The 13,373-nt window shown below is 41.6% G+C and carries 12 protein-coding genes; 6 read left to right on the forward strand and 6 right to left on the reverse strand.

Annotation, left to right across the window (positions count from 1 at the left end; all coding sequences use genetic code 11):
- Positions 1-92 precede the first annotated feature (92 nt).
- The gene (locus V7K48_RS22010; RefSeq protein WP_335075321.1) at positions 93-677 is read right to left on the reverse strand and encodes a hypothetical protein; all 585 of its coding nucleotides are present in this window, start codon (positions 675-677) and stop codon (positions 93-95) included.
- 950 nt (positions 678-1,627) lie between these two features.
- Here V7K48_RS22010 and V7K48_RS22015 point away from each other — a divergent pair.
- The 3 genes from V7K48_RS22015 to V7K48_RS22025 all read left to right on the forward strand — a co-directional run bounded on the left by V7K48_RS22015 (position 1,628) and on the right by V7K48_RS22025 (position 5,781).
- Positions 1,628-3,616 carry a S8 family serine peptidase gene (locus V7K48_RS22015; RefSeq protein WP_335075322.1) on the forward strand — a complete coding sequence of 663 codons (1,989 nt, stop codon included), beginning with the start codon at positions 1,628-1,630 and terminating at the stop codon, positions 3,614-3,616.
- A gap of 643 nt (positions 3,617-4,259) precedes the next feature.
- The gene (gene tsaB, locus V7K48_RS22020; protein ID WP_335075323.1) at positions 4,260-4,916 is read left to right on the forward strand and encodes a tRNA (adenosine(37)-N6)-threonylcarbamoyltransferase complex dimerization subunit type 1 TsaB; all 657 of its coding nucleotides are present in this window, start codon (positions 4,260-4,262) and stop codon (positions 4,914-4,916) included.
- Positions 4,917-5,331: 415 nt separating this feature from the next.
- Entirely contained in the window at positions 5,332-5,781 is a 450-nt protein-coding gene (locus V7K48_RS22025) for a hypothetical protein (protein ID WP_335075325.1), read from the forward strand.
- Between the two features lie 54 nt (positions 5,782-5,835).
- Here V7K48_RS22025 and V7K48_RS22030 read toward each other — a convergent pair whose 3' ends face one another.
- A complete protein-coding gene (locus V7K48_RS22030) occupies positions 5,836-6,753 on the reverse strand; it encodes an AEC family transporter (RefSeq protein ID WP_335075403.1) in 918 nt (305 codons plus the stop codon).
- A gap of 102 nt (positions 6,754-6,855) precedes the next feature.
- On the opposite strand from V7K48_RS22030, the gene V7K48_RS22035 reads away from it, so the two are divergent.
- On the forward strand, positions 6,856-7,656 hold the full coding sequence (locus tag V7K48_RS22035) for a M15 family metallopeptidase (RefSeq protein WP_335075327.1): 801 nt from the start codon (positions 6,856-6,858) through the stop codon (positions 7,654-7,656).
- A 76-nt stretch (positions 7,657-7,732) separates the two neighbouring features.
- Positions 7,733-8,719, forward strand: a complete 987-nt coding sequence (locus tag V7K48_RS22040) for a DNA cytosine methyltransferase (protein ID WP_335075329.1) — start codon at positions 7,733-7,735, stop codon at positions 8,717-8,719.
- A 184-nt stretch (positions 8,720-8,903) separates the two neighbouring features.
- Here the strand turns inward: V7K48_RS22040 and V7K48_RS22045 are convergent, their stop codons facing one another.
- Both V7K48_RS22045 and V7K48_RS22050 read right to left on the reverse strand, forming a co-directional pair.
- Entirely contained in the window at positions 8,904-9,155 is a 252-nt protein-coding gene (locus V7K48_RS22045) for a helix-turn-helix domain-containing protein (RefSeq protein WP_335075331.1), read from the reverse strand.
- 137 nt (positions 9,156-9,292) lie between these two features.
- On the reverse strand, positions 9,293-10,390 hold the full coding sequence (locus V7K48_RS22050; RefSeq protein WP_335075334.1) for a serine hydrolase domain-containing protein: 1,098 nt from the start codon (positions 10,388-10,390) through the stop codon (positions 9,293-9,295).
- 550 nt (positions 10,391-10,940) lie between these two features.
- Here V7K48_RS22050 and V7K48_RS22055 point away from each other — a divergent pair.
- On the forward strand, positions 10,941-11,444 hold the full coding sequence (locus V7K48_RS22055; protein WP_335075336.1) for a 2TM domain-containing protein: 504 nt from the start codon (positions 10,941-10,943) through the stop codon (positions 11,442-11,444).
- 138 nt (positions 11,445-11,582) lie between these two features.
- Here V7K48_RS22055 and V7K48_RS22060 read toward each other — a convergent pair whose 3' ends face one another.
- Together V7K48_RS22060 and V7K48_RS22065 are read right to left on the reverse strand one after the other, a co-directional pair.
- Positions 11,583-12,053 carry a cupin domain-containing protein gene (locus tag V7K48_RS22060; RefSeq protein ID WP_334974277.1) on the reverse strand — a complete coding sequence of 157 codons (471 nt, stop codon included), beginning with the start codon at positions 12,051-12,053 and terminating at the stop codon, positions 11,583-11,585.
- Between the two features lie 160 nt (positions 12,054-12,213).
- On the reverse strand, positions 12,214-13,269 hold the full coding sequence (locus tag V7K48_RS22065; protein ID WP_335075338.1) for a 3-deoxy-7-phosphoheptulonate synthase: 1,056 nt from the start codon (positions 13,267-13,269) through the stop codon (positions 12,214-12,216).
- Positions 13,270-13,373 lie beyond the last annotated feature (104 nt).

Here is a 13,373-nt window from a genome sequence, read left to right on the forward strand (position 1 = left end):
TAAAACTTAGGCATCATATATACATATGTACTATACTACTTTTTGGCTTTTCAGCCATGTCTAATACTCAACACAGTAAATATGCAACTAAATCAACGCCCTAGTCTCAAACCTCTTTCCATAAGCATCTGAGGTTCGATATTCTCAACTTTAGGTATCGCTTCTAACTGAGGAATGCCAGCGATCGCATCAGCAATATTACCTGATTGGGCCCGCAACCAAGCGGCGTGAGGTGCATAGTCAAGGCTTTGCGCTACTTCGTAACCCGCTCGATTAATTACCTGACGCTGGGACTCCACATCAACGCCTTCAGCAAAGCGGATGAAAACCAGTCCAGTTGGTACTGCTACCGAACCATTGGGTTCTAGTGTGTAAATTGGACTTAGTGTTCCCTGTTCTGATTGATTGGGTTCGCCTGGAAAAACTGCCGCACCCACGCCCGTCGTAGACATCGCACCCTCGTTAAGTTGTAAAATTGCTCCTGATGTCACGGTGTTGGGTTGATTGTAGTGGACTGCATAGTATCCAGGCTTACGAGTGTAGAATACAGCAGTGCGCTCGCTGCCAACGCGAATTTGTTCAGGATACTCAGAAAAGTAGTCTTTTTGAAATCTCACTTCAGCAATCAGGGGTAAAGAGTACACCTGTAGAAAATACTCAGCCGGAAAATCAAACATCTTTCTCAAGTTCTAATGATGTTATAGCGTTTTTCAGTGGTATGGAATACAAATCTTTCATTGGGATGCAAGCTATACGCCCCTATTGATAGTGAAGATTTTTAAAGCAACCTGACTTTGAATCCCTTTTTTCTAGAAAGACGAATCGAACGCTTGTATGAACTTATACCATTTATTTGTGAAGCTGCGCCAAATTTTCTTGGCTTCTTATTTCTTTCTTTGTGTCCAACTCTTCTCTACGAGAGGCTGCGCCAAGGAGACGCTACGCGTAGCTTGCTTCCCCGTAGGGGTATGCGTCCTTTGCGGTTCGTTCCTCATATAATTTGGCGCATCTTAATACAGAACTGGTATTAGTACAGTATTTCATTCATTTGTAGCAAATTAAATTTGGCAATACCCTACAATGCCAATGCGTCGGCTACATTGTGAATGCGTCAGCTTACATTGTGAATGCATTGGCTACATTGTGAATGCGTCAGTTTACATTGTGAATGCATCGGCTACATTGTGAATGCGTCAGTTTATATTGTGAATGCGTCAGTTTACATTGTGAATGCGTCGGCTGCATTGTGAATGTGTCAGTTTACATTAAAAACGTTACGCTTTTAGGCAAAACTGTACTTATATTAGAGAGATTATATTCTGTTTAAGCTGTATCTTTTTAATTGCCGTCACACATAACACATTAAATAAGAAGCATCTATAAACTAAACGTAAGCGCAAAGCGCACGCTGCGGGAACACAACACATGATGCGGTTTTTCTCATCCCAATGCCTAATGCCCAATACTTCTCTTCTTAGGCTGCGCCCTAAGCGTAGCTATGCCGCAGGCTTTACGGCAACGGCTCCATCGAGCGAACGCAAGAGCGTCTCGTAGAGAAGTTGAGATGCTCAGTATAAGTGCCTAATACCCAATTTTCAAGACATTTAATATCCCAGGAGATTAAACTATGGTTCAGGTTCGCTATGGTGGACAGAACGGTCAACAGTATGAACTTGCTATCAGTAACGAACACGTTGTAGTGCGTACTGAAAGCCGCAGTACTCTTGTCGGTGCAAGACCATTTGAAGTCGCACCAATGTCACCCACAGCTCGTAGTATCCTCAATCAATTCGAGTTAGTGACGCGGTTTCGGCAAGCGGGTGTAGAAATTCTGCGAACGAAGGTTCCGACTCAGAGTGTCGCTTTGCGCGATCACGCCCGTGAAATTCTCAACAAAGAGTCTGAAGTCCAATTTGCCGGACGTGTTCTTGTCGATCCAGTATCCAAACAACCTGTAGTCTACACCGAAAACCTCTTCGTTAAATTCGATAACGAAGAAGAGTCAAGGGTCTGCCAAGAAGTATTAGGACGTTACGGCTTAACAATTAAACGCCAACTTGAATATGCACGAAATGCTTACTTTGTCAATGCACCAACAAATACTGGTATAGCCGTCTTTGACATCGCCGAGAGACTTCTGAATGAGCAATCAGTAGAACTGTGCCATCCTGAACTAGCGCGTGAATCACGCCAACGTCAGGTTTTCCCGCAGCAGTGGCATTTAAAGCAAACAACAATTAATGGTAAGGTAATTAACGCCCATGCCAACGTTGAGGCAGCTTGGAAGTTGAGCGATGGCACAGGGACGATTATTGCAATTATCGACGACGGTGTGGATCTCGATCATGAAGAGTTCCGTTCCTCTGGAAAAATTGTTGCCCCGCGTGATGTTACACGTAAAACTAACAATCCCAGACCGGGAAACGACAATAACCACGGTACAGCCTGTGCTGGAGTAGCTTGTGCAAACGGCAACTTTGGTGCATCTGGAGTGGCACCGGGTGCAAAGCTCATGCCGATTCGTTTAGCTTCGGCGCTGGGGTCACAGGATGAAGCAGATGCTTTTATTTGGGCGGCTCAAAATGGTGCTGATGTCATTTCTTGTAGCTGGGGGCCAGCAGATGGTACTTGGTTTGAGCCAAACGATCCTGTACACAACCAAAAAGTACCTCTGCCTGACTCCACACGACTTGCTATGGATTTTGCAATCAATAAAGGACGCAACGGCAAGGGATGTGTAATTTTATTCGCGGCTGGCAATGGTAACGAAAGCGTGGATAACGACGGCTACGCCAGCTACCAAAAGGTGATTGCTGTGGCAGCTTGTAACGACTTTGGCAGGAGAAGCGCTTACAGCGACTTTGGTCAGGCGGTTTGGTGCGCCTTCCCCAGTAACAATGGTGATAGTTCTCAAACCTCTGGAATTTGGACAACCGATCGCTCTGGTGTAGTTGGCTATAATTCGCTTAATCTAAGTCTGGGTGATGCCGGAGGCAACTACACGAATGAATTTGGCGGAACTTCCAGTTCTTGTCCGGGTGCAGCTGGTGTAGTAGCCCTGATTATTGCCAGAAACCCAAATCTGCGTTGGGACGAAGTGCGAGACATTATTAAACGCTCCAGCGATCGCATTGATCAAGCTGGAGGTAAATATGATGCTAATGGTCGCAGCCCCTTCTACGGTTACGGTCGAATCAATGCTCTCAAAGCTGTAGAATTGGCCAAGCCAGCTCAAACATCGCCCATCAGCATTTTCAAGGCAGTGCAAGATATCCCAATTAACGACTTGCAAATATCAACATTGTCATTGGCGATCGCTAATACCAGCCTGATGAAATCCATCAAAGTTAATGTAGACATCGAGCATACTTATATTGGTGACCTTGTAGTTACTCTCCTCCCCCCAGTGCAAATAGGCATACTTCCGATAATTCTGCACGATCGCCAGGGCGGAGCTACAGATAATATTAAAACAACCTATGATGAGGTAAATACCCTTAAACTTGCTGCCTTTAAGGGTAAAAGTCCCCAAGGAACCTGGACTCTTCAAGTTGCAGATAAAGCTGACGCAGATACAGGAAAGATTCGGAGCTTGACCATTGAAATTGGATTTTAAGGCAACGTGAGTTCGATAAACCTCTCCCTGCCTTGAACTAAAGTTCAACTCTGTCCCTCTCGCCCGACGGAGAGGGACAGGTTTTGCGTAGTAAAACCTCTTGTATCATATTCGGGTGATTACTTATAATAAAATCTATCAATGTAGGTTGGGTTGTAGCTTGCTTCCCCGTAGGGGTACGCCAGTGAAACCCAATATTAACAAGAAGTAAATGTTGGGTTTCGTTCCTCAACCCAACAAAGCAGATAAGCTGAGACGCTCCCCTGCTTCCCCTGCCCTTGATGTGACCAGAAAGAAAAAGGTACAAGCCCCTAAATTTCTTTATGGAAAATAAAAAAATGTATTTTGAGATACGTAGTACAAGAAATACTACGTCAGTTGACTCAGAGCAACTAAATTTATTTTGGTGGTTCTTAATCTTAATTTTGACTTTTGACTTTTGGCTTTTGACTTCCCCAAAAGGGCTGACCCTTTATCAATTCGCCAACAGTCTCATTCTATTCGCCTAATACTTTTCAAACATCCTCTGAGACTTCTGTCCATAGTACAAGAAAAGAAGTATAGTCTATTCAATTAAGAACCTCTATGTTATATGCTTGAATAAATCACGTTAACTCTATAAAAATAGATATTTTAAGTAACTTTGACAACAGAACTAGAACACCTTGCAATAAATAAATCCGCCTTGGCATTACACACCACCACTCCCGAATTGGGTTTGGCAATTAGTAATTTTGCTAGTGAGACTCGCGCTCAAGTTTGGAATTTGGGGCGTGATTTATCTAGCCTAATACATCAATATTTAATTGAATTTATCAAACCGCAAACTTGGGCAGATTTGTCGTTTATCGCAGTTGCAAAAGGGCCTGGTGGCTTTACAGGAACTCGGATTGGTGTTGTTACTGCTCGGACTTTAGGGCAACAGTTAGATATTCCTGTATTTGCGATTTCAACTTTGGCTGCTGTAGCTTGGTCAGAAGCAGGTAAAAGTCAAAATCCAAAAATTCTTGCTGTGGAAATGCCAGCACAACGAGGTCAAATTTTTGCTGCTATTTATCAGTTTGAGCCAGATACTTCTAAACTAAGAGTGTGTTTGTCAGATAGAGTGTTGACACCAGAAGTATGGCAGAAAACCTTAGCGAATTGGAATACTGATTATCAGCTAATTCAAGCCCAATCTGGGTTAGCAGCGACAGTAACCAGTATTTTAGAACTAGCTAATCTCGATTGGCAAGAGGGCAAGTGTCCTAATTGGTCAGAGGCTTTGCCATATTATGGGCAGCATCCAGTAGAAGTTTAACTGATATACGTCGATTCCTTTGCCACGCTCTAATAATGCTAAGGAATCGCGCAGAAATAACTTACCTATAGAGCAATACAGTTCAGTTAAGGCTAAAAACTAAAACTGACGTAGGTTGGGTTGAGGAACGAAACCCAACATTCTCAAGATTTTGTTGGCTTGCGCTGCGCTTAACCCAACCTACGATTCTTCTTAAGTGAACCGTATTGACCTATAGAGGGATGGTAAATTCCATGAAACTCGTTGAAAAAATTACAACTTCTCAATGATAATCCTTCAGTAAATTTTCTGAAAAGACCTAATGTTATTTTTCAGAAATCCTCGTTTTCTTCAAATGACAGCAATAGTTTGTAGAGAATACGATGTGGGAAATAATTGATATATAAAGTTTTTTGTTCTAATAGAGATTAAAGTTATGGATTTGACACAACTAAAATGGACTAAAAATGTAAATCATCAGGGTGATGATAAATATTGGGCTTATCAAAATGTTGGCCCGGTTTTAAACATTTTTCAATTAAATTGGAAAAAAGAACAAGCAAAGAACGCCCTTAAACCACAGGAAAGCGAACTCATTCTTTTAAGACAGCGTACCAAAGTAACGCATATTGTCAAACTTCTGAACAATACTTTGGATGAAGATCATGGAGAATTTGGTATCTCTCGTCTCGTTGAAGTAGTTTGGATAGCAGATTATTGGAGTGTACCTCCAAAACAAAAAATGATATTTGGTTATGATGTCCATCTTGAAGGCGGTAAAGTGATGAAGTTGGAAACCCCTACATTCAACGAACATTGGGGGAGCCGAGGCGGATTAGTAGAATTTCAAAAGCATGTTCTAAACGCGCTTAAATTAGAACGATAATATGCATTTTTGCTGGGGTTTTATGCGATCGCATCACAGTGGATGAATCTAAAATCAAAACAGCCATAGCCAAACTGGCAGAGTAACCAGCAATACTATAGCCCCAGCAGCTAAGGCAGTCACTGCCAGCTCGCGATCAAGATTGAATGTCTCAGCAATTACCAGTGTGGCGAAAGCTGGAGGCATGGCCATTTGTAGGACGATGATCTTTGCGATCGGCCCAGTTAATCCAAACAGTGGTAAAATGCTGCCCAATATCAAGGGAACTAGCAGCATTTTGATTCCTAAGCTCATCCCTGCTTGTGGTAGGCTACGCCAAGAGTTCAGCAGCGCTAGTCGTATTCCAATTAAGATCAAAGATAAAGCTACGACACTCCAAGCAAATTTCTCTAGGCAGAATTCCGCTACTGTGGGAATTGTCACCTGCCGAAACAGCAAGCCAAATCCGAAACCCCACAGGGCAGGATTAATTAAGATGGCCCTAGCAATCTGCCAATGATTATGGATACCACCGCCAAAACGCGCTGCTAGTAACACACCCAAGCCATAAGTTCCTGGGAATGAACCTAACAAATCGTAAAATAGCGCCCAAGCAAAGTATTCCTTACCTACTATTGCTAAGGTAATGGGAAAGCCAAGATAACCTGTGTTACCCAGCATTGCCGCTAATATCAAGCTAGCCTGAGTTGGTGGTTGGGTGAAAGTATTTTTAAAATAGGCTTGTGCTTTAATCGCTAACCAAGCTAAAAATGCTCCTAGTAAAATGGCTAGGTAAGCGAAGGCAGGTGCAATCCAAATTTGCCCCGACAAGCTAGATTGACGCAAAAACGATACTATGCTGATGGGTACTCCCACCCAAAAAAGAAACTGTCCTAAATGTGTAGGAACTGTCACAGGTAGTTTGCGTCCCAGAATAAAACCTACCAGGACTAATCCTCCCAGCTTGACGTATAGTTCTAAAAGGTTTGTCAAGATTGCGCCTAAGAACCACAGATGTAAAATGCTACCTGTTACGTCTACTTTTGTCCAGTGCAAAATCTGTTATGGCTATCCCACAAAAACAGGAGTTTACCCTTGAATAAGGCTGGGTTTTCTGGAAAACCGCAAAACTCATCGAATGACCTTGGTGATGATATTCCAGTGGCTGTACGCGATACCCCTGATGCAACATCTAAAATCTGGTTGCAACCCCGAATTGTGCTGATTGGGGGAGTAACGGGATTTGTCCTGCTAGCTTTAATTAGCGGTTTTTTGTTTTTCGTCACTGCACCCAAAAAAACCGCCGATTTTCAACCCTCGGTCACTAGTTCTGTACCTACACCGACTACAGAATCTGGTAATGTCAATACTGTGTTAGGGCATTTTCTATACCCAGAAGCCCCTGAGTCAGAACTAATAACCATCTCCGCAAATAGGGGCATTAGAATGCGAAAAGCTGCCGCTCAAAAGTTTGAGGAAATGGTAACAGCAGCGCGGAGTGCAGGTGTAATTTTAGTACCAATTTCTGGCTTTCGCTCAGTCAAAGATCAGGAGCAGTTGTTTTTTGCTGTCAGTGCCCAGCGAAATCAGACGCCAGCACAACGAGCTGCCCTCAGCGCTCCTCCTGGTCATAGCGAACATCACACAGGTTATGCTGTAGATATTGGAGACGGAGCAGTACCAGCAACTAATCTCCAAACTAACTTTGACAATACCAAGGCTTATCGGTGGCTGCAAGCAAATGCAGCGCGTTTCAGCTTTGAAATGTCATTTCCTAAAGATAATCTTCAAGGTGTGAGTTATGAGCCTTGGCACTGGCGTTTTGTAGGCGATCGCGATAGTTTAGAAATGTTTTACAAAGCCAGAAACTTGAAACCCGCTAAGATATCTCAATAAAAATTGATCTAAAAATTACTATCTTTTTATAAAGGAGTTGCTTGACGATAGGTTATGAATACTATAGTATTCATAAATGACACACAAGATTATTGACTTATTTGCTGGTGCTGGTGGCTTGACAAAAGGCTTTCAGATGGCGGGCTTTGAATCTCTATGTGCAATCGATATAAATGCAAAAGCCTTGGCGACCTACAAGCACAATTACCGAAAAACTAAAATCATTCATCAGGACATACGTCAGGTTAGTCCTGATGACTTACGATTAGCGTTGGGCTTGCGGCGAGAAGCACCAATACTATTGATTGGTGGTCCTCCATGTCAGGGATTTTCCAGAAATATTCCTGCTGGTTATCGCTACCTCAATGATTCCCGTAACCTGCTATATCGAACGTTTTTGGAATTCGTAGAGGAGTTTAGACCCCTTTATGTCGTAATGGAGAACGTGCCTGAAATCTTGAAAGCTTACAATGGCGTAATTAGGGAAGAAATAACAGAAAAACTTGAATCATTGGGCTATAAAGTTATCTCTTCATCATTAAATGCTGCATATTATGGAATACCACAAACGAGAACCAGAGCTTTTTTTCTAGCTAGCCTCGATCACTCACTTCATTTTCCTGAACCAACACATTTTGGTGATATTAGGAGTGACTATAGAACCACAAAATCTTGTAATCAGCTTAATTTATTAGAGGCAAATATTTCTCCACTTGTCACAGTCAGAGATGCGATTGGAGAATTACCACCACTAGATGCAGGACAAGACTATGACGCTGAAGTTTATCCCTCTCCTCCACAAACTACATATCAAGCGATGATGCGTCATGAAAGCATAAAAATTGTTAATCATGTTGCTCGTGCTTTGAGTCCAATTCAATTTTCGAGAGTTCGCGCTCTTTGTGAAGGACAAGATGCTAGGGACTTACCTTCTGAATTAGCTCCTAAAAAACACTACAGCGAGACCAGGAAAACCCAGTTGTATAGACTTCTTAATGACATCTGCTCTCTGAATGACAAACAAAAATGGACTTGTAAAGTTGAGGCTATTCAGTTGGAGTGATTTGAGTGACCAACCAGTTTTAGTCACCAGATCAACAGCATCATCGAGAAGTTTGCTACGTCCCAAAGCGGGATCTGATAAAGGAATATCCTTAACATAATGAAAAATTGCTTCCCACGTATAATCTTCTATCGAGCCGATGAGTGGAGATGCAATGGTAGCAATAATGGCTTGGCTTAATCTTTCAATTTCGTTGTCCGTCAACACTCAGGGATTCCTCTACAGGTTGTAAAAACTCACTCATTGTTATACCTAAAGCATTGGTAATATGGTTGAGAACTCTAACAGATGGACTTTTTAGCCCTCGCTCAAGCTGGCTGATGTAAGTCCTGTGCAGACCTGTCACTTCTGCGAGATACTCCTGTGACCAACCTTTCTCTGTGCGACGACGTTGTAGTTCTAGTCCTAAAATTTGGTCTAATTTACTGGGCTGCATGAAGAAAAAGCGTAGAATTTTGAATACAAAAGTTCTACAGACTAAAGTATTCAAAATTAGCTTGGAAACCTTCTACAAAGTCCGAAATTTGAAACCTGCTCAGGTGCCTCAATAAAAAGTTGATTTAGAGGTAAGAGTTATTTGTCATTAATTATTTTCACCTTTGTTCCCATCTTCCCCAACTCCTCTAATGGAGGCTGAAGCGCTATTTCCCTAAGGGCTGGACAGTAATAGCCCGCGATTTCTTTAGCGATCGCATCTGGTCGGGAAATTTGATCTAGATTGCAAAGTAAAATAACGGTAATTTTGTGATCAATAAAGCGGGTAATGTTACTTGCGAATCCTAATATTGAACCATTATGACCAACTACCCGGCGATCGCCATAGTTCAATACCCACCAACCTAAACCTGCAACATATCTCAACTTTTCCCAATCAGGGCAATGATTGGGAAAATGAGGAGTCCACATTTTCTCAAGGGTTGATTGCTTTAGCAAAGTTGCACCACAAAGCGCCTGTTCCCACTTCACCATATCTTCCACACTGGAGAGTTGACCTCCAGCAGAATAGGTGACTGAGGGACTGTAATAAGGTTTGTTAATGAGTTTGCTGTTTGGCAACCGATAGCCAGCCGCCCGGTGTGGCACTATGTCACTGGGATCATTCATCACGGTTGCATTCATTCCCAAAGGAGCAAAAATCCGATCGCGCAACAAATCTCCATAAGCTTGTCCAGTTATCTTTTCTAGGATCAAACCCAATAGATAGTAACCTGTGTTGTCATAGGCGCTAAACTCACCCGGTTGGAATTTGAGGGGTAGGTGAGTAACTAGAGCCAAAATTTCAGATTTAGATAAATCAAGATGGGTAATTTCCCAGTAGTTTGGAGCATCAGTATAGCTAGGAATTCCAGACTGATGAGACAGAATATGCTCGATTGTGACATTTTGCCACGTTAGGGGTAAATGATCGAGATAGTCTGTGATCGCTTCTTCTAGCGAAATTATCCCTTGCTCCACCAGCATCATTGTGACTGTAGCGGTGAAAGTTTTACCGACAGACGCAATTTCATAAACTGTGTGTTCAGTTGCTGGAACAGAGTGTTCAACATTAGCCAGTCCATAGCCCTTAACTAAAACAGCTTCACCTTCCTGCACCACTACAACAGAAAGTCCAGGAATCTGGTTTTTAGTCATTGTGGCTCGAATATAGTTGTCAATCACGATTGACCTCATTTTTGTTTGGCGATGGCGAGACAAAATAATTTCAAATTCAAAATGTATTTTAATTCTTCTTTCTCTTAGTCTCCAGTCACATGTCCTAAATTCTGAGTTTTAGCTTCTGATGGCTACGCTTAGAGGTTTTTGATACTTACCTGGTTATTAGCGTAAGAGGATGTTTGAAAAGTTCTCTTTTTGGTATCAAAAGTTTTAGATCCCTCTAAACCCACGCCACATGCAACAAGAGTGGCTCCCCGATAAATTGGGGAACTTTGACTCAGATCCCCCCCTTTTTAAGGGGGGTTAGGGGGGATCTCAAGGTGCCTAAAGTTATAGGTAAACACTTTTAAAACAACCTCTAAGCGTAGCTCGCACTTCGACCCTTCGACAATCAAAAGTGGAGCAGGGATTGACGCGTTTTACTCAAAGTTAAAAATCCAATACATTAGATGCGGGACAGCATCTAGATTTGCTAATGTAGGAATAAGGGAAATAGTAGTGGTGTAGCTGCTTAAAATCTATCGGGCAGCAAATTTCTATTAAAAGTAATATAAGAGAAAGAATTATGACGGCATTTGAACCCAAGAGCCTCCGCTCTTATAGCCAAGAAGATGTCCAACAAATTCTGCACTTAGCGATCGCTCGTCAAGCTGATGACAAAGACACAGAATTTTCTTATGAGCAGATATTAGAAATTGCTGCTGAGTTAGAAATTTCACCTGATTATTTAAAATTAGCAGAACGTGATTGGATAGTACAACAGGGTCAAGTTCAACAGCGAAAAGCTTTTGACATCTACCGCATCAGAAAATTTCAGAAACGTCTAGGCAATTATGCAATTTTCAATGGTTTTTTGATACTGATCGATTTAATCACTGGTGGCGGAATTTCTTGGTCGCTGTACATTTTGCTATTCTGCGGATTGCCAGTAGGGCTTGATGTTTGGAATACTTTTCAAATCAAAGGCGAAGAATATGAAATGGCATTCCAGAAGTGGAGTCGTAAGCATCAGATTAAGAAAACCATCAGTACAGTTTTGAATAAGTGGTTTAAGGTATTACAGGCTTAGTAGATTTGCTTGTTTGCGTAAGTGTACCCCTACAAGACTGAAGCAATCGCAAGAATTTAGAGATGCCACGCTTTGCTGGCAATGACAACTAATCAGCCGGATATGATATGACCTGTACTTAGGCATCCTGCTAACGTGTCATTGTAAATTTTCTACTGGCTCCTGGTCAAATCGACGCATCAATTCTCGCAAGGCTTCCCGGTCTGGTTTTTGTCCATCCTGAAGTAGGGAAGCCAAGCCCTGAAAATACTTTTCGCGTTCCCCACCTGGAGAGAACATAATCAGTAACTTTGCAGGTTTTGTTCCACGGTTAGCAAATGTGTGTGGCGTATTGCGAGGAACAAGTACAAATGTTCCTGGTTGACCTTGGACAATCCGGTCTCCAGCTTGGATTTCGACTTCTCCCTCCACAACATAAAACATTTCCTCCATCAGACGGTGAAGGTGTAGTTCTGGTGCAATTCCTCCTGGTTGTATTAAGTATTCAAATAAACCTAAATGACCATGAGTATCAGCACCAACTGCTTTAAATATTACCTCTGTATTACTTATGGTTAAGTGATTACCTTCTCCTGGTGCTAATATAATCTCTTTAACAGGTAAAGTCATGATAATTAACGTTTCTCCTTAGATGCCGCAGGTAAGCGAAGAGATTGATGGTATTTTTTATTCATGACACTATCAGTCTCAAAAATCATAGTACAAGATACTGACTAACTAAGACATAGTAGCTGAGATATGCGATCGTAGCTTAATTTGTTCTTGGTCTTTATTTAAGTTTTTGGTGAATAGCCAAAATAATTTTTTCAGTTTCTTCCCAGCTAATACATTTGTCAGTTACAGAAATACCATATTTTAATTCTTCTTTCCCAGTAATTGGCTGACTACCTTCATACAAATTCGATTCCAGCATCATGCCAACTATTGATGTATTACCATCCACTATTTGCTGAATAATATTTTCTAAGACAGCACCTTGTAATTTGTAATCTTTATTGGTATTTCCGTGGCTACAGTCGATAACAATTCTCGGTGGTAAATTTGCCTGTTTTAATTTCTCTTCTACCAGTTTGACATTTGCTGCTTCAAAGTTGGGTTGACTACCACCCCTTAAAATTACATGACCGTAGGCATTACCTTTAGTTTTAAAGACGCTGACCTGTCCGTTTTGATTAATTCCCAAAAAATTATGCGGGTTTCTGGCTGATTGTAGGGCATTCAAAGCTACTTGAATATTGCCGTCAGTACCGTTTTTAAAACCCACAGGCATCGAAAGTCCACTTGCCATTTCGCGGTGAGTTTGTGATTCGGTCGTACGCGCTCCAATAGCAGACCATGTAATCAGTTCACTAATGTATTGAGGTATGATTGGATCTAGTGCTTCTGTACCAGCAGGTAATCCCAACTCTGTAATTTTTAATAACAGGTTCCGAGCAATTAATAACCCATTTTCTACATGGAAAGAATCATCCATATCTGGATCATTAATTAACCCTTTCCAGCCTACGGTTGTTCTTGGTTTTTCAAAGTACACTCGCATAATTAGTAGCAGGTTATCTTTGACTCGCTCGGCCAATATTTTCAATCTCTGAGAATATTCAAGCGCTGCTTTTGGGTCGTGGATTGAGCATGGGCCAACTACTATAAATTTTCGGCGATCTTGAAAATCCAGGATATTTTCTATTTCCTGCCTATATGCTAAAACTCTTTGTTCAGCTAATTGTGTTAAAGGTAATTTTGATTTGACTTCATTGGGAGTTAATAAAATGCGATCATTCTCAATGTTAGCATTGTCGATATTACTATTTAATAATTTGTTGTGCATGGGGATGCTCTGGCAATTTTATATCCGCACTTCAACTCAAAAGTGTAACACAAACCCATGACATTTTAAAATAGCCTGTTTTATGCTTGACAAATTTCTAATTA

Source organism: Nostoc sp. (assembly GCF_036919615.1).
Classification (GTDB): domain Bacteria; phylum Cyanobacteriota; class Cyanobacteriia; order Cyanobacteriales; family Nostocaceae; genus Nostoc.

Excerpts from the sequence above, each read along its gene's own strand:
- V7K48_RS22010 (WP_335075321.1), bottom strand. The coding sequence starts at position 677 with ATGTTTGATTTTCCGGCTGAGTATTTTCTACAGGTGTACTCTTTACCC.
- V7K48_RS22015 (WP_335075322.1), top strand. The coding sequence starts at position 1,628 with ATGGTTCAGGTTCGCTATGGTGGACAGAACGGTCAACAGTATGAACTT.
- V7K48_RS22025 (WP_335075325.1), top strand. The coding sequence starts at position 5,332 with ATGGATTTGACACAACTAAAATGGACTAAAAATGTAAATCATCAGGGT.
- V7K48_RS22040 (WP_335075329.1), top strand. The coding sequence starts at position 7,733 with ATGACACACAAGATTATTGACTTATTTGCTGGTGCTGGTGGCTTGACA.
- V7K48_RS22045 (WP_335075331.1), bottom strand. The coding sequence starts at position 9,155 with ATGCAGCCCAGTAAATTAGACCAAATTTTAGGACTAGAACTACAACGT.
- V7K48_RS22050 (WP_335075334.1), bottom strand. The coding sequence starts at position 10,390 with ATGAGGTCAATCGTGATTGACAACTATATTCGAGCCACAATGACTAAA.
- V7K48_RS22055 (WP_335075336.1), top strand. The coding sequence starts at position 10,941 with ATGACGGCATTTGAACCCAAGAGCCTCCGCTCTTATAGCCAAGAAGAT.
- V7K48_RS22060 (WP_334974277.1), bottom strand. The coding sequence starts at position 12,053 with ATGACTTTACCTGTTAAAGAGATTATATTAGCACCAGGAGAAGGTAAT.
- V7K48_RS22065 (WP_335075338.1), bottom strand. The coding sequence starts at position 13,269 with ATGCACAACAAATTATTAAATAGTAATATCGACAATGCTAACATTGAG.